The sequence below is a fragment of the Streptomyces sp. NPDC030183 genome (assembly GCF_055573455.1).
The window spans coordinates 77,856-98,852 of the sequence record NZ_JBVIBK010000024.1; the positions used below are offsets into that span (position 1 = coordinate 77,856).

Consider the following 20,997-nt stretch of genomic DNA (forward strand, 5'->3'; position numbering starts at 1 on the left):
CACTTTCCCCGTAGGAGGCGATCCGGTGGCGCAGGACTCGTTACGCCCGGAGACCGACGCTCTCGCCAAGATCGACACGACGGTGCCGCACTCGGCCCGGATCTGGAACTACTGGCTCGGCGGCAAGGACAACTACCCCGTCGACCACGAGGCGGGCGACGCGTTCCGCGCGGTGTTCCCCGGCATCACGGACCTCGCCCGTGACTCCCGCGCCTTCCTCGGCCGGGCGGTGCGCTTCCTCGCCGGTGAGGCGGGGATACGCCAGTTCCTCGATATCGGCACGGGTCTGCCGACGGCGGACAACACCCACCAGATCGCCCAGCGGGTGGCGCCCGAGGCACGGATCGTCTACGTGGACAACGACCCGCTGGTCCTGACCCACGCCCGGGCCCTGCTCACCAGCACGCCCGAGGGCGCGACCGACTATGTGGACGCCGATCTGCACGACCCCGCGGCCGTGCTGCGCGAGGCGGCGCGCACGCTCGACCTGACCCGGCCGGTCGCGCTGACGATGATGCAGGTCTCCGGCCACATCGCGGACTACGACCGGGCCCGCGCCATCATCGGCACCCTGCTCGACGCCCTTCCCTCCGGCAGTTGGTTCGCCTTCAACGACAGCGTCGACACGCACAAGGCCAACGCCGAGGCCACCCGGCAGTACAACGAGAGCGGGGCGGTCCCGTACTTCCTGCGCGGCCCGGAGGAACTCGCCGGGTTCTTCGACGGGTTGGAGCTGCTGGAGCCGGGAGTGGTCCCGCTGAACGACTGGCGCCCCGATCCGGCGGAGAGCCGTCGCGGGTCCGGTGAGGTGATCGCGCTCGGCGGGGTGGCCCGCAAGCCGTGACGCTCACACGGGCCGCTGCCGTCCCTCCCAGTACGGTTCGCGCAGCCTCCGCTTGTAGAGCTTGCCGTTGGGGTCGCGGGGCATCGCGTCGGTGAAGTCGACGGTCCTCGGCCGCTTGTACCCGGCGAGTTCGCGGGCGCAGTGGGCGAGGATCTCCTCGGCGAGCGCGGGTCCCGGGGTGAAGCCGGGGGCCGGTTCGACGACAGCCTTCACCTCCTCGCCCCAGTCGTCGTGCGGGATGCCGAAGGCGGCGGCGTCGGCGACGGCCGGGTGGGTGAGGAGAGCGGACTCGATCTCGGCGGGGTAGATGTTGACGCCGCCGGAGATGATGAGGTCGATCTTGCGGTCGCGGAGGAAGAGATAGCCGTCCTCGTCGAGGAGGCCGAGGTCGCCGACGGTGAAGAAGTCGCCGATGCGGTTCTTGCGCGTCTTGCCCTCGTCCTTGTGGTACGAGAAACCGCCGGTGCTCATCTTCATGTAGACGGTGCCGAGCTCACCGGGCGGCAGGCGGTTGCCGTCGTCGTCGAAGATCGCGAGTTCGCTGATGGGCCACGCCTTGCCGACCGTGCCGGGCTTCTTCAGCCAGTCCTCGGCGGTGGCGAAGGCTCCCCCGCCCTCACTGGCCGCGTAGTACTCCTCGACACTGTGCCCCCACCACTCGATCATGGCCCGCTTCACATGGTCGGGGCAGGGGGCGGCGCCGTGGATGGCGTGCCGCATGGACGACACGTCGTAGCGGGCGCGCACCTCCTCGGGGAGCGCGAGGAGGCGGTGGAACTGGGTGGGGACCATGTGGGTGTGGGTGCAGCGGTGGGTGTCGATGGCGCGGAGCATGCCCTCGGGCGTCCACTTGTCCATGACCACCAGCCGGTGCCCGATGTGCAGGGACGCGCCCGCGAACTGCAGGACGGCCGTGTGGTAGAGCGGCGAGCACACCAGGTGGACGTTGCCGTCGAACGGCCTGATGCCGAAGATGCCGAGGAAACCGCCGAGGTACGACTCCTCGGGGAGCTTGCCGGGCAGCGGGCGGCGGATGCCGCGGGGGCGGCCCGTGGTGCCCGAGGTGTAGTTCATCACCCAGCCGAGGGTGCGGTCCTCGGGCGGTGACTCCGGTTGCCCGTCGAGGAGTTCGGGGTACGGGCGGAATCCGTCGACCTCGCCGACCGCGTACCGGTGGCTGCCGGGGAGGCCGGCCTCGTCGGCGGCGTGGCGCGCGGCCCCGGCGAACCGTTCGTGGGCGATGAGCACCTTGGCGCCCGAGTCGGACACGATCCAGGCGATCTCGGGGCCCACGAGATGGTGGTTGACGGGGACGAGGTAGAAGCCTGCCTGGCTGGCGGCGAGGTAGGCGGTGAGGAACTCGACGCCGTTGGGCAGGACGACGGCGAAGGCGTCGCCGCGTTCGAGGCCGGCCGCGCGCAGGCCGTGGACCAGCCGGTTGGCGGCGCCGTGCAGGCGTCCGGCGGTCCACTCCTCGCCGTCGGGGGCGACGAGCACGGGGCGGTCGGGGTCGGCGGTCGCCTGGGCCCAGAAACCTTGCGGGGCCTGCCCGGCGGCGGCTTGCCCCTGGGGGGCTCGGCTCACTGTTCCGCGCTCCTTCCGGCGATCCGGTTGACGCGGTCCACGGCCTTCTCGAACCCTCGGGTGAGGTCGTCGAAGACGGCCTGGACACTGCGCTCGCTGGTCATCCGGCCGACGATCTGGCCGACCGGGGTGCCGAGCAGCGGCTCCACCTCGTACTTCTGGATGCGGGAGACCGCGTCGGCGACGAGCAGTCCTTGCAGGGGCATGGGGAGGGCGCCGGGACCCCGCGGGTCGTCCCAGGCGTCGGTCCATTCGGTACGGAGCTGGCGTGCGGGTTTGCCCGTGAGGGCGCGGGAGCGGACGGTGTCACCGGAGCCGGCGGCGAGGAGTTTCTCGATCAGTCGCGGCGAGGGCAGTTCGGCCTCGGTGGTGGTGAGCCACAGCGAGCCCAGCCACACGCCCTGCGCGCCGAGCGCGAACGCGGCGGCGATCTGCTGCCCGCTGCCGATGCCGCCGGCCGCGAGCACGGGCAACGGGGCGACGGCGTCCACGACTTCGGGGGTGAGCACCATGGAGGCGATCTCGCCGGTGTGTCCGCCGGCCTCGTAGCCCTGGGCCACGACGATGTCGATCCCGGCGTCGGCGTGCTTGCGGGCGTGGCGGGCACTGCCGGCGAGCGCGGCGACCAGCACGTCCTGCTCGTGCGCGCGGTCGATGACGTCGGCGGGCGGGGAGCCGAGGGCGTTGGCGAGCAGTCGGATCGGGTAGTCGAAGGCGACGTCCAACTGGGTGCGGGCGACCTGTTCCATCCAGCCGGTGATGCGCCAGCCGGACGCCTCGCCCTCGGCGAGTTCCGGTACGCCGTACTTGGCGAGGGTGTCCTTGACGAACTGGCGGTGCCCGTCCGGGATCATCGCCTCGACGTCCGCCTCGGTGACGCCGTCCACCTTCTTGGCCGGCATGACGACGTCCAGCCCGTACGGCTTGCCGTCGACGTGGGCCTCGATCCAGTCGAGGTCCCGCTTCAGGTCGTCGGGGGCCGTGTAGCGGACCGCGCCGAGCACACCGAAGCCGCCGGCCCTGCTGATGGCGGCGGCGACCGCGGGGAACGGCGTGAAGCCGAAGACGGCGTGCTCGACTCCGAGTTGTTGGCTCAGCTCCGTCTGCATGGTGCGCAGGATGCCGCAGTCCTCCGGACGAGGGAAGGGGTTTTCTGATGCCCCGTCAGTTTTTGTGCGCCCGTGCCCCTCGGCAGGAGTAGGTGAAGCTCTTCGTGGCCTTGTGGTCGGTGGGGGTGAGGATGTGGAGGTCGACCCGGGCCGTCTGGCGGCCCTTGCCCTCGAAGGTCCACAGGAGGTGGAGCCGGGCCCGGGTCTGGCCGCGGACCAGCACCTCGCGCAGGACGCCCGAGTCGGTGCCGTCGCTGCGGGTCCAGCGGTAGGTGAGGGTGCCGGGGCGGCCGTCTGTGGTGACCAGGCCGACTATGTCGGCCGTGGCGTCGCAGCCCAGCACCGCCGGCCGGGCCTCGACCGCCACCGTGCGCACCTCGACGGAGGGGCCGAGACGCTGCCAGGCGAGGAAGGCGAGGACGCAGAGCAGCACCAGCGCGGGCAGCGCGTGCCGGCGCGGGCGCCGTCGGCGTGGTGGCGCGGGGAGCGGCGGCAGCGTGGGCAGCGTCCGATGTGTGCGCTGCGCGACGGTGGCCGTCACTCCGGGGCCGAAACGCAGAACGGTGCCGTCGGTGCGGTCGGGCTGCGGAAGCGGGTCCTCCGTGGCGGACGGGCCGACCAGGGTGGAGTCCGGCCTGACGAGGGTCGTGTCCGGCTTGACGAAGGTGGTGTCCGGCGCGGCCGGCGTGCCCTCCGGCCCGGCGGGGGCGCCGGAGAGCTGTTCCCGCACGGTGGTGTCGGGCTCGATCAGCGTCGTGTCCGGGTCGGGCCGCTGGATCCACTGGCTGCCCAGGACGGTGGCGCTGTAGCCGGGGTCGTCGTAGCCGGACGTGTCGTGCGGGGCGGGCCGTCCGGCGGTGTCGAGCACCTGGGTGGGTTCGCCGTCCCGGCCCTCGGCGGACGCGGGGGCGCGGTCGCGGTCATACGGTGCGGTCATCTGATCTCACACTGCCTGGTCAGGAGTTGCTGCGAGGCGCCGCCGTCGGCGGAGGCCGGAGTGGTCGTGGCCCGCACCGCCCAGTAGCAGCCCTTGCCCTGGAAGGTGTGGACGACGGTGAGGGTGTACGTGCTGGCTCCGCTGCGCTGGAACGTCTGGGCGGCGCCGTCCGGGGCGAACTGCCGGATCTCGCCCGACAGCCACGAGACGGTGAGGGAGAGCGGCCCGGTGCCGTCCGTGGTGATCTGGATCGTCGCCGTGGCGGTCGTCAGACCCGTCTGCCGGAAGCCCGTCACCGTGATGTCCTTGACGGCGGGCGCGCTCGGGGCGCTGGGGGACGCGCTCGTCGGGGTCGCCTCGGTCGTCGTCTCCGTCGGCGGCGTCGTCTCCGTCGTCGGAGCGGTGGTGGTGTCGGACGGGGACGGATCCCCCGTGCCGGTGCTCTCCGATGCCGAGGCCGAGTCCGACGGGCCGGTGGACTCGCTCGGGGTGGTCGAGACCGAGGACGAGGACGAGGGCGTCCCGGTCGGATCGGCGGGCCCCGACGACTCGGTGCCGGACCCGACGCTGGTGGTGGCCAGGGCCTGCCCCGCCTCCTGCGGGGTCACCGGTGCGCGCTGCACGCCGTAGGTGAGGAAGGCGCCCAGGAGCAGCGCGGCACCGGACACGGCCAGGCCCGAGCGGCCGGGGCGCCACGAGCGGACCCAGTCGCGGCGCGGTCCCTGACTCAGCACGGTGCGGGCGGTGTCGGTGGTGGACTCCGGGGTGCTGCGGGCCGAGGGCAGCAGCAGGGCCAGGAGCGCGACCAGCGCGGCGAGCCGGCCCCGGCCGCGTTCCTCCCAGTCGGGTCCGTACGCGGCACCGGCGGCGGACTCCAGTTCGGCGACGAACTCCTCGGCATGCGCGGGGCGTTCCCGAGGATCCTTGGCGAGACCCCGCCGTACGAGGTCCCGCACCGGCTCGGGGACCTCCTCGGCGGGGACGGGCGCGTCGACGTGCTGGAGCGCGAGGGCGGCGAGGTTGTCGCCCGCGTAGGGCTTGTGGCCCGTCAGGCACTCGAAGAAGGTGGCCGTGGCCGCGTAGACGTCGGCGGCGGGTGAGGCGGGCGCGCCGGTCCACTGCTCCGGGGCCATGTAGGAGGGGGTGCCGGCCGCACCGGCGCTGGTGCCGGCGTCGGCCGCGATCCCGAAGTCGACGAGCTTGGACGCCCCCTCCGGTACGACCATGACGTTCTCGGGCTTGTAGTCGCGGTGGACGACACCGACGCGGTGCGCGTCGGCCAGACCGAGCAGCGAGCCCTTGAGGATCACCAGGGCGGCCTCCGGTTCGAGGGGCCCCTCCCTGGAGAGCAGGGCCCGCAGCGAGACGCCGTCCACCAGCTCCATCACGATGGCGGCGCCGTCGGTGCTCTCGACGTACTCGTACAGCTCGGCGACGTACGGGCTCTCCAGGCCGGCGAGGAGCCGGGCCTCGGCCCGGAAGTCGCGTACGAAGCCCGGCCGGTCGCGCAGGGACTCGCTGAGGTACTTCATCGCGACCGGAACCCCGGTCTCCTCGTGCACGGCGAGGACGACCCGCCCGCTCGCCCCGGACCCGAGCTCCAGCGACTCGGTGTATCCGGGCACCGCCCATGTGTTCATTCCAGCCCCCCAAGGCCGCCGTGCCGCCGGAACCCCCACGCCCCGGAGTAGGACCACGCGTCCTGAGACACAGTTTCGGCCACTTCGGTTGCGGTACGACACCCGTCATCCACCACGTGGACTTCTGCCGCGCGTGCAACCGAACCGGCGCCTCGACAGGAACGGACGGCATCCGGACACGGCGCGAGGGTGGAGGGCCTCGGTGAAGGAAGCGGTACGTATCGGCAGGCCTCCCTCGGCGGAGGCCGACCTCCAGGAGCTGGTGGGCCTGGGGACGAGAGGCGTTCGCCCGGCTCTACGACTGCGTGGCGAGCCCCGTCCTGGGCGTGGTGTTCGCGGCGCTGCGGGGCCGGGCGCAGTCGGAGGAGGTGGCGCAGGAAGTCCGGGTGGAGGTGTGGCGGACCGCGCCCCGCTACCGCCACGACCGGGGGACGGCCCTCAACTGGGTCCTCACCCTGGCGGGGCGGCTGCGACCATCCCACCTCCGCCCCGCTCGCCCAGGTGCCCTTCCCCGTCTGACGCGCGCTCACAGCACCGGGAAGCCGCCCGTGCCGTAGCACTCTTCGGGGAGGGGGTCGGGCGCGTCGGCGGGGTCGAGGAGATGGGCGACGAGGGTGGTGGCGGTGCGGTGCCAGAAGTGGCGGCGGCGGAGCATCGCGTGGTCGCCGCCGTGGACGACGGCCAGGCCGGCCCGTGCCGCCGTGTGCTGGGCCCGGCGCACGCAGTGCGCCGAGTCGGCGGGTGAGGTGACGCGGTCGCGGTCGCCGTGCAGGGCGACAACCCGCCGGCCCACCAGGTGGTCCACCGGCTCGTCCGCCGGCCACCACGGCGCCAGGGCGACCACCGCGGACACCTGCGGGTGACCGGCGGCGCGCAGGGCGGCGCGGGCGCCCATGGAGTGGCCGAGCAGGACCGTGGGGACGGGGCCGACGCGTGCGCCGAGGTCGTCCAGGGCGAGTTCGGTGTCGCGCACGGGGTCGGCGCGCGTGTCGTTCCAGCCGCGCAGGCGGTAGCGGACCTGGGCGACCAGGACGTCCCGGTCGGGCAGCGCGGCGGACACCGCCCGGACGAAGGGATCCATGCGCAGGGCGGCGAGCTGCCAGGGGCGGGTGGGGCGGTGGCTCACCGCCTGCCCGCCGTGCAGCACCAGGACGGCCGCCCGCGGCCGAGGCGGCGAGGCGCGCAGGAGGAGCGCCTCCCGCGATCGCGGTCCGAGAGTCACCGCGCCCCCGCCCGGCCGCGCGCCCGCCTGGGCGGCCTGGGGCAGAAGCCGCTGGTGCGGGCCTGGTACTCGGTGCAGCCGGGCCGGTCGGCCATGTGCTTCTCCAGCAGCCGTTTGCCGCTGCCCCGGGTGAGCAGCGGGCTCATCACCACCGGTGATACCACGGAGGCGGCGGTCGCCGTCGGGGAGGCCCAGGTCGCGAGGAACGGCCCCCGCCAGACACAGAAGTCCCCGAAGCAGTCGGGGTGCCGGTTCCATGCCCACAGGCCCCGGTCCATGATCCTGCCGCGGCTGGCCGGGTCCGCCTTGAACCGGGCCAGTTGGCGGGTCGGGGACGTACTGGGCGGCCTGCACGGGCGGGGACACGAGCCACACGAGGGCGCCCTGGAGCAGGTGGACCATGCGCGGGGCCTACGCGTTCCGGTTGCCGGGGCCTTGGACAGCATGGCCTCGCAGCGGGGGTCCCCGCCGTTGCGTCGGCCGCGGCGGGGGATGTGTGCCGCGAGGCGCAGCTCCCAGATCGCCGTCAGCCCGGTGACCAGCAGCCGCCGCCCGGGCGGGCGCCGGCGTACTCCAGCCCGCACCCCTCGCAGCGGACCGACATGGTCCGGCCCAGGATGTACGCGGCCGTCAGCCCCGCCACCCCGGCGCCCGCCACGGCCGTGCGCCGTCCGCGCGGTGCCGTGTGCTGCGCGCCGTGCGGAGCCCTCCCTCTCGCCGGCGGATCCATCGCCACCTCCTCCCGCCCTCCGTGCTCCGGGTTCTCGCGTGATCCGGAGCAGGTCGGGCGGTGGATCGGACGGGCGGTGGATCAGAAGGCGCGAGGGAGGCGAGGACGGGCCGCGTGGCCGGCCGGGGGGGGCGGCTTGACCTGCGACGAGCGGGTCAGCGGTGCTCGGGGTTCTCCGCTCCGGGGCGGCAGCCGGCGTCCCACTCCGTGCGCTGGTTGCCGTGGGCCGGCATGCCTCCGGCGCGCTTCAGCAGGGCGGCCATGTGCATGAGGTTCCAGGTCATGAACGAGGTGTTGCGGTTGGTGAAGTCGTTCTCCGGTCCGCCCGATCCGGGGTCGAGGTACGACGGTCCGGGGCCGGCCGCACCGATCCAGCCGGCGTCCGCCTGGGGCGGGATCGTGTAACCCAGGTGCTGGAGGCTGTAGAGGACGTTCATCGCGCAGTGCTTCACACCGTCCTCGTTGCCCGTGATGAGGCAGCCGCCGACGCGGCCGTAGTACGCGTACTGCCCCCGCTCGTTGAGTTCGGCGGAGCAGGCGTACAGACGCTCGATCACCTTCTTGGTCACCGAGCTGTTGTCGCCGAGCCAGATCGGCCCGGCGACGACCAGGATGTCGGCGGCCATCACCCGCTCGTACACGGTGGGCCACTCGTCCGTGGCGAAGCCGTGCTCGGTCATGTCCGGGTAGACGCCGGGCGCGATGTCGTGGTCGACGGCGCGGATCTCGGAGGTGGTGACGCCGCGCGACATCATGATGGCCGCGCTCATGTCGATGAGGCCCTGGGTGTGGCTGAGCTGCGGGGACGGCTTGAGTGTGCAGTTGATGAACAGGGCGGTCAGGTCGTCGAAGCGGTACGGCGCGTCGGCGGCGGGCGCGGGAGGAGCTGTCATGGGGTCAGCGTCTCGCGCGCCGTGCGTTTTGTCCCACTTCGACGCACCGCCCGCACCTCACCTCGAGGACCGGGCTGAAGTCATGGGCGAAGTGTCGGCGAGCGCGTGGGCCAGGTTCTGCGGCTTGGTGGACTGCAGTTCGGCGTACGCCGACATCTCGGAGTTGAACGACTGCAGGAACCCCAGCAGCCCCATCTCCTCCTCGGTCAGGCCCGCTCGTAGTTCGCCGGGACCCGTTCCGCCGAACAGTCGTACGGGGCCCCATCGGTGGCGCGTCAGGCGCGGGCGCCGCCGCCGTCCCCTTCCCGGCCGGGCACGCGGATCATCAGCAGCGTCACGTCGTCGTCGTGGGCGGCCGGATCCGGGAGGAGGGTCGTGATCAGCCGGTCCGCCGCCCGTTCCAGCGGGTCCGGGTCGGCGGGAGCGCCCTTCAGCGCGAGATCGAGGGTGTGGGTGAGGACGTCGATCTGGACCTCGATGTCGGTGCCCGGCCGCTCGACGAGCCCGTCGGTGTAGAGCACGAGGGTGCTGCCCGGCGGCAGCGGCTGGGTCGCCTCCTCGAAGGGCACCCCGACACCCAGGTCGTTGACGCCGAGCGGCACACCGACCGGTGAGCGCAGCCGGCGGGCGGAGCCGTCCGGAGGCAGGGCGATGACCGGCAGATGACCGGCCGAGCAGAGGGTGACCTCGTCCGCGTCCTGGTCCATGACCAGGTAGACGCAGGTGACGAGCTGGTCCGCGAGATCGCTGACGAAGGCGTCCAGCGCGGCCATGAGCCGACTGGGCGTGGCGCCGGTACGGGCCAGCGCGTGGGAGGCGGCGCGCAGCTGCCCCATGACGGCGGCCGCCTCCAGGCCGCGGCCCATCACGTCGCCGACGATGACGCCGGTGCGGCGTTCACCGAGGGGGATGACGTCGAACCAGTCGCCGCCGACGCCGGGGTCCTGGACGGAGGCCAGGTACCGGTGCGCGCTGGGCAGGTGCGGGAGGCGGGGCGGGTCCCCCATGAGGCTGTGCTGGAGGGTGTAGGCGATGTGCCGGTGCTGCTCGTAGCGCTCGGCGCGGGCGGCCTCCGCCCTGCGGCGTCCGGTGATGTCCCGCACCGTCAGGACCACCAGGGCCTCCTGATCGGCCTGGAGTCTGCTGACGCTCACCTCGACGGGGAACTCGGAGCCGTCCGGGCGCCGCCCGTACAGGTCCCTGTCCACCACTGTCGGCCGGGGGTCGCGCAGGCGGAGGTAGGCGGCGAGCAGCGCGCTGTGCCGCCGGCGCCGGGAAGGGGGGACCAGCCGGACGACCTCGTGGCCGATGAGGTCACCGGGCGCGAGACCGAACAGGCGTTCCACCTGGGCGTTGGCCATGACGATGGTGCCGTCGCCGTCGGTGATGAGGGTGGCGTCGGGCGCGGATTCCAGCAGGGCGAGGAAGCGCCGGTGGGCCCGCTGGACCTCGCGCTGGGCCGCGACGCGTTCGGTGATGTCGGTGATCACACCGCACACGGCGTAGGGCGTGCCGTCGGCGTCGTTGAGCGGGAACAGGGAGGTGAGGACGTCCCGGTCGCCCTCCGGGAGGGTGATCAGCTCCTCGCGCTGCACGGGGGTGCCCCGGTCGAGCATGGCGAGGTCGGCGGCGCGCGCCTGACGGGCGAGGCCGGGCGGCAGGACGTCCTCGTCCCGCAGGCCCAGGACCTGTTCGCGCGACAGGCCGGTGTTCGCCTCGAACGTCGTGTTGACGGCCAGGAAGCGGCCCTGGAGGTCCTTGATGAACACCACCGCGGGCGTGTGGTCCATGAACGCCTGGAGCAGTTCGTTCTGCCGTACCTGCCGCTCGGCGCGGGCGTGGGCCTCCTCGATGCGGCGGCCCACGGCCGAGGCGGCGAGGACGACCGCCGTGAAGACGGCCGCGTGGCCGGCGACGAGCAGCGCGGTGCCCAGCCGGGGGCCGAACAGGCCGGAGTCCTCGCCCGCGAGGACGGCCCAGCCCAGGAACGGCGGTACGACGAGCACGGTGGCGAACAGCCGCCGCCCGAGCGCACCGGTGGTGCCCGCGTTCATCAGCAGGGCCGCCGGGCCCTCGTCCGGCCGGGCGAGGAACGCGGCGGTGCCCAGCAGCACCAGGGCGAGCGCGGTGTGCAGGGCCATGCCCGTGTAGGCGCCGAACCGCTCCAGCTCGGGCACCGCGTAGGCGGCCCCGTACAGCCGCAGCGTGCCGAGGGCCAGGACGGCCAGGCCGGGGATCTGGCTGGTCCAGGCGGGTGCCCGGGGCGCGCTCGCGGACAGCGAGGCGGTGCCGCCGAGCGCCAGGGCCGCTGCCGTGTTCGGTGACATCCGCCCGGGCACGCCGGTGGCGACCTTGGCGGTGTCGTCCTCGAAGAGCAGTTCGTCGATGCCGAGTCCCGCCCCGGTCAGGTACTCCAGGCCGGTGAGCGCGCCGATGAGGAGGGCCGGTACCGCGGCGGCGCGCGCCACGGCGAGCGTGCGGGGACCGGTGGGCCGGCCGGCGACCAGGAACAGGGAGAGGCCGAGGGTGAGCACCGCCACGGCGGTGTTCGGCTTCATGGAGACGTCGACCCCGGGCAGGGGGCTCTTCAGCGCGTCGACGTCGAGGATCCATCCGGCGAGGCCCAGCGCTCCGAGCAGGGCGGCCACCAGGGCGGTGGTCCTGGCCGCCGCGCGGGCGGCGGCCAGGACCGGGAGGTGGAACGGCAGGCCGTCGGCCCGTCTCGCTCCACCTGTGCCGGGCGGCTCGGACGCCCGCTGGTCTCCCGTCACCGTGTTCTCAACCCTGTGGACGAAGCCGTTTCCGCACGCGCGGCTCGGGTGCGGAAGGAGAGGTACCTACAGCGTCGCCCGTCGGGTCGCAACGCGCATCGAGAGCGGAGGCCGCCCGCGGATCAGGACGGGCGGCCGGGGGCCTCCAGCACCGCCATCGCCGCGTTGTGGCCCGGCACTCCGCTGACCCCGCCGCCGCGTACGGCGCCCGCGCCGCACAGGAGGACGTTGGGGTGGCGGGTCTCCACGCCCCAGCGTCCGGTGCCCTCCTGGGTGTGGGGCCAGGCGAGGGCGCGGTGGAAGATGTTCCCGCCGGGGAGGCCGAGGTCGCGCTCCAGGTCGAGGGGGGTCCTGGCCTCGATGCAGGGGCGGCCCTCGGCGTCGGTCGCCAGGCAGTCGGCGAGGGGTTCGGCGAGATGGGCGTCGAGCTGGGCGAGGGTCGACTTCAGCAGTTCCTCGCGCACGGCGTCGTTGTCGGCCTCGAACAGCCTCGCCGGTGTGTGCAGCCCGAACAGGGTGAGCGTCTGGTAGCCCTGCTCGACCAGGTCGGGGCCGAGGATGGTGGGGTCCGTGAGGGAGTGGCAGTAGATCTCGGACGGCGGCGTCTCGGGGAGCCTGCCCTCGGCGGCCTGCGCGTAGGCGGTCGCGAGCTGGTCGTAGCCCTCGGCGACGTGGAAGGTCCCGGAGAATGCCTCGCGCGGGTCGACGGTCTCGTCCCGGAGCCTGGGGAGCCGCTTGAGCAGCATGTTCACCTTGAGCTGCGCGCCCTCGGCGGGTGCCGGCGGCGCGTCGCCGGTCAGTCTCGCGAGCTCCTGGGGCGAGGCGTTGACCAGGACGTGCCGGGCGGCGACGGTGCCTTCCCCGTCCGGTGTCCGGTAGGTGATCTCGGCGGACCGGCCGTCGGTCGCGATCCTCCGTACCTCGTGGCCGGTGGCGAGCACCGCTCCGGCGGCGCGGGCGGCGGCGGCCAGCGCGTCCGTGAGGGCGCCCATGCCGCCGACGGGCACGTCCCAGGCGCCCGTGCCGCCGCCGATCACGTGGTAGAGGAAGCAGCGGTTCTGGCTGAGGGTGGGGTCGTGGGCGTCGGCGAAGGTGCCGATCAGGGCGTCGGTGAGGACGACGCCGCGCACCAGGTCGTCGTCGAAGGCCGACTCCACGGCGACACCGATGGGCTCCTCGAAGAGGGTGCGCCAGGCGTCCTCGTCGTCGATACGGGCCCGCAGCTCGTCCCTGGTGGGCAGCGGCTCGATGAGGGTCGGGAACACCCGTTCGGCGACGCGGCCCGTCATGCCGTAGAAACGCCGCCAGGACTCGTACGCGCGGTCCGATCCGGTGAGTCGCGCGAACGCTTCCCGGGTGCGCCGCTCACCGCCGCCGACGAGCAGTCCGGTGGGGCGGCCGTCGCGTTCGGCGGGGGTGTACGAGGAGATCGTGCGGCCCCGGACCCGGAAGTCGAGGTCGAGGTCCCGGACGATCTTCTTGGGCAACAGGCTGACCAGGTAGGAGTAGCGCGACAGTCGGGCGTCGACGCCGGCGAAGGGGCGGGTGGAGACGGCGGCGCCGCCCGTGTGCCCGAGCCGTTCCAGGACCAGCACGGACTGCCCGGCGCGGGCCAGGTAGGCGGCGGCGACCAGGCCGTTGTGGCCGCCTCCGACGATCACCGCGTCGTAGGAGTCGTGGGGTCGGGGTCCGGGGCGGCCGGGGTGCGCTTGGGGGGCGGGGGTGGCAGGCATGGCTCTTGGTAACACGCGTCGTTCGGGGCGGCCAGGGGGCCGGGGCAGGTGGACCAACGCCGCCGCTCGCGGTGTCAGGGACCGCCGGACGCCAGTTGCCGGCGTAACGCCGCCACCCGGCGGTACAGCCTCACCGCTTCGGGGCCGCGCCCGAGCTGCTCCAGGCAGTGGGCCTCGTCGTTGCGGCTGGCGAGGGCGTCGGGATGGTCGGCGCCGAGGACGCGCTCGCGGGCGTCGGCGACGGCGCGGTACTCGGTGAGGGCGTCCGACCAGCGGCCGAGCCAGCCGAGGCCGACGGCGACCTCGCGGCGGCTGACCAGGGTGTCGGGGTGGTCGGTGCCGAGGACCTGCTCGCGCAGGGCGCACACGTCGCGGGACTCGGCGAGGGCCTCCTCCCAGCGGCCGAGCCGGCCGAGGTTGACGCCGAGGCCGTGGCGGGCGCGCAGGGTCTCGGGGTGGGCGGGGCCGTGGACGCGGGCGCGGTCGTCGACGAGGGCGCGGTACAGGGTGAGGGCCTCCGTGCTGCGGCCGAGGCGGCCGAGGCTGATGCCGACCTCGTAGCGGGCGGCGAGGGTGTCGGGGTGGTCGGGTCCGAGGGCCAGGGCGCGGGCCTCGGCGACCTCCTGGTACGTCTGGAGGGCCTCGGGCCAGCGGCCCAGCTGGCCGAGTGCGTAGGCGACCTCGAAGCGGGTGACGAGGGTGTCGGGATGACCGGCGCCGAGGACGCGGGCGCGGGCGGCGGCGACCTCGCCGGCCATGCGGTGCGAGTCCTCCGGGCGGCCGAGCCTGCTGAGGTTGAAGGCGAGGTTGTGGCGGCAGCGCAGGGTGTCCGGGTGGTCGGGCCCGGCGAGGCGTTCCCGGGCGGCGAGAACGGACGCGTACGCCTGGTGGGCCTCCAGGTGACGGCCCAACTGGCCGAGGACGTACGCCATTTCCTGCCGGGCGGTGAGCGTGTCGGGATGGTCGGCGCCGAGGACCCGCTCTCGGGCGTGGGCGACATGGGCGAACTCGCGCAGCGCGTCGGTGGGGCGGCCGGTGCGGCTCAGGGTGAGGCCGACCTCGTGGCGGCTGGCCAGGGTGTCGGGGTGGTCCGGGCCGAGGGCGTGCTCCCGCTCGGCGGCGACCGCCCGGTGCACCTCCCCGGCCTCCGTCCAGCGGCCGAGGCGGCCGAGGCTGAGGCCCGCGTTGTGCCGCCCGGCCAGGGCGCTGATCAGTTCCGGTGACGGGGTGGGCCGTTCGGCCGGTGCGGGTTTCCCCGCGCGACCGGCGGCCGGGCGGGCGACCGACTCCCCGGTGGGACCGGCGGAGGCGTCCGGCGGGGTGAGGCGCGGTCCGGTGCCGGTGGCCTTGTGGCCGGTGGTCATGTCACGGGTCCAGGACGGCAGCCGGGGCTCGCGCGCCGCGGAGGGCTCCTGGGCCCGTGGCCGCGGCGGCACCGGGGCGGGGACGGCCGTGGAGAGGCGGCCGGGGGCTCCGGCCCGGGCCGGGACCGTCGTCCGGCCCTGGTCGAGACGGCGGGCCAGCTCGCGGGCGTCCCGCGGGCGTGCCTCGGGCTGCTTGGCCAGCAGGTCCAGGATGATCCGCTCCAGGTAGGCGGGCACCTCCTCGCGGTGGCTGCGCGGCGGCCTGGGCGGGGTGTCGCGGTGGCCCATGAGGACCGCCCAGGCGTCGTCGAGGTCGAACGGCGGTACCCCGGTGGCGATCTCGTAGAGGACGCAGCCGAAGGAGTACAGGTCGCTGCGCCGGTCGACCTGGTCGCCGCTGATCTGTTCCGGCGACATGTAGTGCGGGGTGCCCATCGCGATGCCGGTGCCGGTGAGGCGGGAGGTGAAGGTGACGTCGCGGCCGAGGCGGGCGATGCCGAAGTCGCAGATCTTCACCGTGCCGTCGGTGAGCCGCATGATGTTGGCGGGCTTCAGATCGCGGTGCACGATGCCCTGCCGGTGGGTGTAGGCGAGGGCGGAGGCCACCTGGTCGGCCACCTCCACGACGTCGGCGACGGGCAGCGGATGGTGTTTGTTGTCCTCCAGGAGCTGGCTGAGGTTGCGGCCCTCCAGCAGTTCCATCACGAGGAAGAGCACGCCGTCGGACTCGCCGAAGTCGTGGACGACGGTCACCCCCCGGTGCTGGAGGCCGGCGGCGACGCGCGCCTCCCGCCGGAACCGCTCACGGAGCACTCCGTTGGCGGACTCGTCCGGCTGGGTGGTGACCGGTTTGAGGCACTTGACCGCGACCTGGCGGCCCAGTGACTCGTCTCTCGCGCGCCAGACCTCGCCCATGCCGCCGCGCCCGATCAGATCGAGCAGTCGGTACCGGCCCTGGATCAGCCTGGTGTCCGTCATCGTCAACTGTCGCCCCCCGTCCGTACGGCCCCGCCCTCCCCCGGCAGGTCCGATGTCCAGTATGGCGACCTATCTCATGACTTTGTACGGCGCCGGGCGGGTGCCGGGACCGAGCCGCTCCATGGCCCTCAGGATGTGCTTGGGCGGGAGCTGCCAGCGCAGACGTGCGGGAACGCGGCGCAGCAGAGTGCCGGTGCGCCGCAGGCGGCGGGTGACGACCGCCGGTGCGGGTGCCGGTCTGCCGTACAACTCGTGGGCGTACGGCGGCAGGGAGGCGTACGCCAGGTCGGCCACGCGCCGCCAGAGCGCTTCGCGTGCCTGTACGAGCAACGGGTGGGCCGGCGGGCGGAGCAGGAAGTCGTCCACGTCGCGCGCCTCGGGTCCGGCGGCCAGTTCGGGGCGGACCCGGTCGAAGTAGGCGGCCAACTCGGCGCGGCTGCCGGGCACGTCGGCCGGGTCGAGCCCCACGAGGCGGGCGCTGACGCGGTGTTCGGCCACGTACCGGTCGGCGGCCGCCGGGCCGAGGGGGTAGCCGGAGCGGAGGAGGATGTGCAGGTAGGAGTCGATCTCGGCGCAGTGCACCCACAGCAGCAGGCCGGGTTCGTCGACGCCGTACCGCTCCCCCGTGTCCGGGTCGGTGGCCGTGAGCATGCTGTGGATCCTGCGCACGCGGGCGGCGGCCCTCTCGGCGGCTTCCGTGGTGCCGTACGACACGGTGCCGACGAAGTCGGCCGTGCGCAGCAGCCGGCCCCAGGCGTCCTTGCGGAAGTCGGAGTTCTGCATGACGCCGCGCACGGCCCGGGGGTGCAGGGCCTGGAGGTAGAGGGCGCGGATCCCGGCGATCCACATCATGGGGTCGCCGTGCGTCTGCCAGGTCACCGAGTCGGGTCCGAAGAGCCCGGGATCACCGCTGTGCGGGGAGTCCACCCCGTCGGGTCGGAGCACCGTCATATGAGGTCACCTCTGGTGGCTGTCGGCTCGCGCATGTGGTCGACCGTTCGGCATCATTCCCTCGAAAGGGTGGTCGAACCAGGGCCGGACCCGACGGGTCGCAGGCCCCCGCTCAGCGCCGGACCCGGGGCATGCCCAGGCCGATCCAGGCGATGATCTCGCGCTGGATCTCGTTGTTGCCGCCGCCGAAGGTGAAGATGACGGCCGAGCGGTAGCCGCGTTCGAGTTCGCCGTGCAGGACGGCTCCGGCGGACCCCTCCTTGAGGGCTCCCCCGGCGGCGACGATCTCCATGAGCCAGGCGTAGGCGTCGCGGCGTGCCTCGGAGCCGTAGACCTTGACGGCGGACGCCTCCTGCGGGGTGAGGGTGCCGTCCTGGACGGCGCTGACCATGCGCCAGTTGAGGAGCTTGAGCGCGTCGAGCCTGGTGTGGGTCTGGGCGAGGCGGCGGCGTACCCAGGGCAGGTCGATGACGCGGCGGCCGTCGGCGAGTTTGGTCTCGATGGCCCAGCGCTGGACGTTGTGCAGGGAGCGGATGGCCATGGTGCCGTGGGCGGCGAGGGTGACGCGTTCGTGGTTGAGCTGGTTGGTGATCAGCCGCCAGCCCTGGTTCTCCTCGCCGACGCGACGGGAGACGGGGACGCGGATGTTCTCGTAGTAGCTGGCGGTGGTGTCGTGCGAGGCGAGGGTGTTGATCAGGGTGCAGGAGTAGCCGGGGTCGGTGGTGGGGACGAGGAGCATGGTGATGCCCTTGTGCGGCGGCGCCCCGGGGTCGGTCCGGGTGGCCAGCCACACCCAGTCCGCGGTGTCTCCGTTGGTCGTCCAGATCTTCTGGCCGTTGATTACGTACTCGTCGCCGTCCCGCACCGCGCGCGTCCTCAGTGAGGCGAGGTCCGTGCCGGCGTCGGGCTCGCTGTAGCCGATCGCGAAGTCGATCTCGCCGGACAGGATCCGCGGCAGGAAGTACGACTTCTGCTCCTCCGTGCCGTACCGCATGATCGTCGGGCCGACCGTGTTGAGGGCCATCAGCGGCAGCGGGACGCCGGCCTGGGCGGCCTCGTCGAAGAAGATGAACTGCTCGATGGCGGTCAGGCCGCGTCCGCCGTACTCCTCGGGCCAGCCGACGCCGAGCCAGCCGTCCGCGCCGAGGCGGCGGATGGTCTTCCGGTAGAAGCGCTTCTGCGCCGCCGGCTCCGCGTGCCGGGTGTAGGCGCCCGCCGGGACCAACTCGGCGAAGTAGGCGCGCAGTTCGGTGCGCAACCGCTGCTGCTCGGGTGTGTATTCGAGGTGCACGGCGCCTCCAGGCTCCCCAGGGCCGACCTGACGGCGCACACGCTAGAACGTGTTCCAGTATTTGGGAACACGCGGGAGCGCGGCGGTCAGGCCGATTCCCGCGGCCGTGTCCGGGAGCCGGGTCCCGGGACGCGGGAGGGGGCGGCGCGGCTCAGCCGAGGGTGACGAGGAAGTCCGTGCAGGCCCGGGCGCAGTCATGACAGGCCCGGGCGCTCTCCTCGGCGCCGGGGTGCCCGTCGAAGACGCGGGCGCACTCCAGGCTGACGGTCCGGCACCACTCCACCTGGACGCGGACGGCCGCCTCGTCGAGGTTGGTCTGCTCGGAGAGCGCCCGGCAGGTGGCGTCGCACACCTCCGCGCACATGATGCCCTTGCGGCGCATCTGCTCCTGGTCCTCCGGGCCGTCGGGGTCGGCGAGGCTCGCCCGCAGGGCACACGCGCGCGCACATTCGGTGCACGCCTGGGCACACGCGAAGCGGTCCTCGAGGAAACGGATGAGTTCCTGTTGGGATGTCGTCGTCGAGGTCACGCGAGGCGGGTAGCCGGAGCGGTGTCCGTCAAACGCGGACGGCGGCGAGCCCGGTTCGGCGAGTTCCGTTTTCACGGGCGCCGGACCGGGCACCCGTGCACACCCCGGCACGGGGGCGAGGAGCGGTCGCCCCGACCGCCCTCCCATGTGAGCCGACCAGGTTCACCCGACCCTTTGGGGGTATTCATCCGATATGAAGACGGAATGGGCTAATTACGCAGCAGAGCGCAGCGTTCTGGGCGGCGCCGCGCCGTTCATCGCCGGTGTGGTCGTCGTGTCGGTGCTGATCGGGGCCCTGTGGCTGGGCGCCCGTCTCCGGGCGCGCGAGCCGCGCCGCCCCCTTCCCGAGGAGCAGCCCAAGCTGCCCGAGGGCGGCCCCGTGCGCGAGGAGCGGGCGAACCGCGAGCCGGACGAGATCCCGAAGAGCGACCGGCGGCTGACGCCGTACGAGGTGCACGGGAACCAGGGCACGCGGCCCAGCCCCGACAAGGAGCGGCCCCGCTGGAGCAAGAACAGCAGCGGTTCCTTCGGGAGCGGCGGGCTGGGCGCCCACTGACGGCGCGCCCCGGCGGGCCCCCGCTGCGGCAGGGGCCCGCCCGCTGCCCGGAGGGTGACGCGATCCCGTGATCGCAGAGCGTCACCGAAGCCGCACGTACGCGTACCGCCACGAGGGAGTGAGAGCCATGGCAGACCACAGGACGCTGCCACTGCCCGACTACGACCACCTGCCGATCGGCGGTCTGGAGAGCCGCGTCCGGTCGCTCACCGCCGAGGAGGTGGAGGAGCTGCTGACGTACGAGCGCGACCACGCCGACCGCCTACCGGTGACCCAGCTGCTGACGGCGCGCCTGGACCAGCTGCGCTCGGGCGCCGAACCGACGTCGGGCGATCCCGGCGCGCTGCGACCCGAGCAGCACGGCCGCCGTTCCGGCTCCCCCGTGTCGCCGGCGACCTCGCCGCAGCCGATGAGCCCGCCGCCGCACGGCACCCCGGACCAGCGGGGCAAGCCGAAGGGCGACCGCACATAGGGCCGAGAGCGTACGCAGGGGTACGCGGGGCCGAACCAGGCCCGTACGGAGAAGGGGCGTCCCGTGTCGCACGGGGCGCCCCTTCGGTCGCGCGCCGGCCCCGCCGCCCGGCCCCGTCGCGCGGGTCAGTCCTCCAGCGCCAGACCTGTGTAGTTCTCGGCCAGTTCGGCCGCCGCGTGGCGGGAGGTGGCGACGCGGTGCAGCTGGGAGAGCTGGAGCCGCGTCTCGAACGGGGACTGCTCCGGGTCGGCGTGCAGGGTGGTGGTCATGAAGTACGAGAAGTGCTCGGCCCGCCACACCCGGCGCAGACAGGTGTCGGAGTATGCGTCCAGCAGTTCCGTCGAGCCGGTCTCCTGGAACCGTTCGAAGGCCCGGGCGAGCACGATGACGTCGGTGGCGGCGAGGTTGAGGCCCTTGGCGCCGGTGGGCGGCACGATGTGGGCGGCGTCGCCGGCGAGGAGGAGGCGGCCGTACCGCATCGGCTCGGTGACATGGCTGCGCATGGGCAGCACGGCCTTGGCGGTGACGGGTCCGCGCTTGAGCCGCCAGCCGGGGTTCGCGGTGAGGGCGAACCGGGCGTCCAGCTCGTCCCAGATCCGCTCGTCGGACCAGTCGGCGGGGTCGGTGCCGTTGGGGACCTGGAGGTAGAGCCGGCTCACGGTCGGCGACCGCATGCTCGCCAGCGCGAAACCGCGCTCGGAGTGGGCGTAGATCAGCTCGTCGTAGACGGGCGGGGCGTCGGCGAGGATACCCAGCCAGGAGTACGGGTAGGTGCGCTCGTACGTCGTGCGGACGCCCTCCGGGACGGCGTTCCGGGCCACCCCGTGGAATCCGTCGCAGCCGACCACGTAGTCGCAGGTCAGGCTCTGCTCGCGGCCGTCATGGGTGTACCGGATCACCGGGCGGTCGCCGTCCACGCCCTCCACGGTGTGCACCTCGGCCTCGAACAGCAGTGGGCCGCCGTCGGCGAGCTGGAGGGCGATCAGGTCCTTGACGACCTCGGTCTGGGCGTAGACCCACACCCGGCGGCCGCCGGTCAGCTCGGGGAAGTCGACGCGGTGGGCGCGGCCGGCGAAGCGCAGCTCGATGCCCTCGTGCGGCATCCCCTCGGCGTCCAGGCGCGCCCCGGCGCCGCAGGCCCGCAGCGCGTCGACGGTGGCCTGCTCCAGGATTCCGGCGCGCTGCCGCTGCTCGACGTACGCGCGGTCCTTGCGTTCCAGAACCACACTGTCGATGCCCGCGTTGTGCAGCAGACGGGCCAGCAGCAGCCCGGCCGGGCCGCCGCCGATGATGCCGACGGTGGTGTGCATGAGTACTCCTCGTCGTTGAGGACGAGCCGCGTCCCGCCTCCGGGCCGACCGTGTTCGCCTGTTGTTCGTCTGGTGAAGTTCAG

The 20,997-nt window shown here is 73.4% G+C and carries 17 protein-coding genes and 3 pseudogenes; 4 read left to right on the plus strand and 16 right to left on the minus strand.

The window, feature by feature from the left end; translation table 11 throughout:
- Positions 1-25 precede the first annotated feature (25 nt).
- A complete protein-coding gene (locus ACZ4Z2_RS27325) occupies positions 26-844 on the plus strand; it encodes an SAM-dependent methyltransferase (RefSeq protein ID WP_468079461.1) in 819 nt (272 codons plus the stop codon).
- Between the two features lie 3 nt (positions 845-847).
- Here ACZ4Z2_RS27325 and ACZ4Z2_RS27330 read toward each other — a convergent pair whose 3' ends face one another.
- Genes ACZ4Z2_RS27330 through ACZ4Z2_RS27345 form a run of 4 tightly spaced genes read right to left on the minus strand, consistent with a single transcriptional unit; the run spans position 848 to position 6,114 of the window.
- The gene (locus tag ACZ4Z2_RS27330; protein WP_468079463.1) at positions 848-2,428 is read right to left on the minus strand and encodes an acyl-CoA synthetase; all 1,581 of its coding nucleotides are present in this window, start codon (positions 2,426-2,428) and stop codon (positions 848-850) included.
- Positions 2,425-3,537, minus strand: a complete 1,113-nt coding sequence (locus tag ACZ4Z2_RS27335; protein WP_468079465.1) for an NAD(P)H-dependent flavin oxidoreductase — start codon at positions 3,535-3,537, stop codon at positions 2,425-2,427. The genes ACZ4Z2_RS27330 and ACZ4Z2_RS27335 overlap by 4 nt, the downstream gene beginning before the upstream one ends.
- Positions 3,538-3,592: 55 nt before the next feature.
- A complete protein-coding gene (locus ACZ4Z2_RS27340) occupies positions 3,593-4,474 on the minus strand; it encodes a hypothetical protein (RefSeq protein ID WP_468079466.1) in 882 nt (293 codons plus the stop codon).
- Positions 4,471-6,114, minus strand: coding sequence for a serine/threonine-protein kinase (locus ACZ4Z2_RS27345; protein ID WP_468079467.1), 1,644 nt, complete (start codon positions 6,112-6,114; stop codon positions 4,471-4,473). Before ACZ4Z2_RS27345 ends, ACZ4Z2_RS27340 begins: the two co-directional genes overlap by 4 nt.
- 202 nt (positions 6,115-6,316) lie before the next feature.
- Between ACZ4Z2_RS27345 and ACZ4Z2_RS27350 the strand changes: the two are divergent.
- A pseudogene (locus ACZ4Z2_RS27350) lies at positions 6,317-6,620 on the plus strand (sigma factor); the annotation flags it as partial.
- A gap of 20 nt (positions 6,621-6,640) precedes the next feature.
- Here ACZ4Z2_RS27350 and ACZ4Z2_RS27355 read toward each other — a convergent pair.
- The 11 genes and pseudogenes from ACZ4Z2_RS27355 to ACZ4Z2_RS27405 form a co-directional block, all read right to left on the minus strand.
- Positions 6,641-7,336 carry an alpha/beta family hydrolase gene (locus ACZ4Z2_RS27355; protein WP_468079469.1) on the minus strand — a complete coding sequence of 232 codons (696 nt, stop codon included), beginning with the start codon at positions 7,334-7,336 and terminating at the stop codon, positions 6,641-6,643.
- Positions 7,333-7,887: pseudogene (locus tag ACZ4Z2_RS27360) on the minus strand (DUF1295 domain-containing protein); the annotation flags it as partial. The pseudogene ACZ4Z2_RS27360 and the gene ACZ4Z2_RS27355, both read right to left, overlap by 4 nt.
- Positions 7,872-8,066 (minus strand): annotated as a pseudogene (locus tag ACZ4Z2_RS27365) (hypothetical protein); the annotation flags it as partial. The pseudogenes ACZ4Z2_RS27365 and ACZ4Z2_RS27360, both read right to left, overlap by 16 nt.
- A gap of 155 nt (positions 8,067-8,221) precedes the next feature.
- On the minus strand, positions 8,222-8,959 hold the full coding sequence (locus ACZ4Z2_RS27370; protein ID WP_468079470.1) for a flavodoxin family protein: 738 nt from the start codon (positions 8,957-8,959) through the stop codon (positions 8,222-8,224).
- A gap of 57 nt (positions 8,960-9,016) precedes the next feature.
- A complete protein-coding gene (locus tag ACZ4Z2_RS27375; RefSeq protein WP_468079471.1) occupies positions 9,017-9,154 on the minus strand; it encodes a hypothetical protein in 138 nt (45 codons plus the stop codon).
- 80 nt (positions 9,155-9,234) lie between these two features.
- Positions 9,235-11,730, minus strand: a complete 2,496-nt coding sequence (locus tag ACZ4Z2_RS27380) for a SpoIIE family protein phosphatase (RefSeq protein ID WP_468079473.1) — start codon at positions 11,728-11,730, stop codon at positions 9,235-9,237.
- A gap of 122 nt (positions 11,731-11,852) precedes the next feature.
- Entirely contained in the window at positions 11,853-13,463 is a 1,611-nt protein-coding gene (locus ACZ4Z2_RS27385; RefSeq protein ID WP_468079475.1) for a phytoene desaturase family protein, read from the minus strand.
- Positions 13,464-13,537: 74 nt separating this feature from the next.
- Entirely contained in the window at positions 13,538-15,805 is a 2,268-nt protein-coding gene (locus ACZ4Z2_RS27390; RefSeq protein ID WP_468079476.1) for a serine/threonine-protein kinase, read from the minus strand.
- A gap of 69 nt (positions 15,806-15,874) precedes the next feature.
- On the minus strand, positions 15,875-16,756 hold the full coding sequence (locus ACZ4Z2_RS27395; RefSeq protein ID WP_468079478.1) for an oxygenase MpaB family protein: 882 nt from the start codon (positions 16,754-16,756) through the stop codon (positions 15,875-15,877).
- A 112-nt stretch (positions 16,757-16,868) separates the two neighbouring features.
- On the minus strand, positions 16,869-18,047 hold the full coding sequence (locus ACZ4Z2_RS27400; protein ID WP_468079479.1) for an acyl-CoA dehydrogenase family protein: 1,179 nt from the start codon (positions 18,045-18,047) through the stop codon (positions 16,869-16,871).
- A gap of 151 nt (positions 18,048-18,198) precedes the next feature.
- The gene (locus tag ACZ4Z2_RS27405) at positions 18,199-18,576 is read right to left on the minus strand and encodes a four-helix bundle copper-binding protein (protein WP_468079481.1); all 378 of its coding nucleotides are present in this window, start codon (positions 18,574-18,576) and stop codon (positions 18,199-18,201) included.
- 193 nt (positions 18,577-18,769) lie between these two features.
- On the opposite strand from ACZ4Z2_RS27405, the gene ACZ4Z2_RS27410 reads away from it, so the two are divergent.
- A complete protein-coding gene (locus ACZ4Z2_RS27410; RefSeq protein ID WP_468079483.1) occupies positions 18,770-19,132 on the plus strand; it encodes a DUF6479 family protein in 363 nt (120 codons plus the stop codon).
- A gap of 127 nt (positions 19,133-19,259) precedes the next feature.
- The gene (locus ACZ4Z2_RS27415; RefSeq protein ID WP_468079484.1) at positions 19,260-19,604 is read left to right on the plus strand and encodes a DUF8129 domain-containing protein; all 345 of its coding nucleotides are present in this window, start codon (positions 19,260-19,262) and stop codon (positions 19,602-19,604) included.
- 125 nt (positions 19,605-19,729) lie between these two features.
- Here the strand turns inward: ACZ4Z2_RS27415 and ACZ4Z2_RS27420 are convergent, their stop codons facing one another.
- Positions 19,730-20,914 carry a 4-hydroxybenzoate 3-monooxygenase gene (locus ACZ4Z2_RS27420; RefSeq protein ID WP_468079486.1) on the minus strand — a complete coding sequence of 395 codons (1,185 nt, stop codon included), beginning with the start codon at positions 20,912-20,914 and terminating at the stop codon, positions 19,730-19,732.
- Positions 20,915-20,997 lie beyond the last annotated feature (83 nt).

Excerpts from the sequence above, each read along its gene's own strand:
- ACZ4Z2_RS27370 (WP_468079470.1), bottom strand. The coding sequence starts at position 8,959 with ATGACAGCTCCTCCCGCGCCCGCCGCCGACGCGCCGTACCGCTTCGAC.
- ACZ4Z2_RS27340 (WP_468079466.1), bottom strand. The coding sequence starts at position 4,474 with ATGACCGCACCGTATGACCGCGACCGCGCCCCCGCGTCCGCCGAGGGC.
- ACZ4Z2_RS27420 (WP_468079486.1), bottom strand. The coding sequence starts at position 20,914 with ATGCACACCACCGTCGGCATCATCGGCGGCGGCCCGGCCGGGCTGCTG.
- ACZ4Z2_RS27335 (WP_468079465.1), bottom strand. The coding sequence starts at position 3,537 with ATGCAGACGGAGCTGAGCCAACAACTCGGAGTCGAGCACGCCGTCTTC.
- ACZ4Z2_RS27345 (WP_468079467.1), bottom strand. The coding sequence starts at position 6,114 with ATGAACACATGGGCGGTGCCCGGATACACCGAGTCGCTGGAGCTCGGG.
- ACZ4Z2_RS27385 (WP_468079475.1), bottom strand. The coding sequence starts at position 13,463 with ATGCCTGCCACCCCCGCCCCCCAAGCGCACCCCGGCCGCCCCGGACCC.
- ACZ4Z2_RS27390 (WP_468079476.1), bottom strand. The coding sequence starts at position 15,805 with ATGACGGACACCAGGCTGATCCAGGGCCGGTACCGACTGCTCGATCTG.
- ACZ4Z2_RS27375 (WP_468079471.1), bottom strand. The coding sequence starts at position 9,154 with ATGGGGCTGCTGGGGTTCCTGCAGTCGTTCAACTCCGAGATGTCGGCG.
- ACZ4Z2_RS27395 (WP_468079478.1), bottom strand. The coding sequence starts at position 16,756 with ATGACGGTGCTCCGACCCGACGGGGTGGACTCCCCGCACAGCGGTGAT.
- ACZ4Z2_RS27410 (WP_468079483.1), top strand. The coding sequence starts at position 18,770 with ATGAAGACGGAATGGGCTAATTACGCAGCAGAGCGCAGCGTTCTGGGC.
- ACZ4Z2_RS27415 (WP_468079484.1), top strand. The coding sequence starts at position 19,260 with ATGGCAGACCACAGGACGCTGCCACTGCCCGACTACGACCACCTGCCG.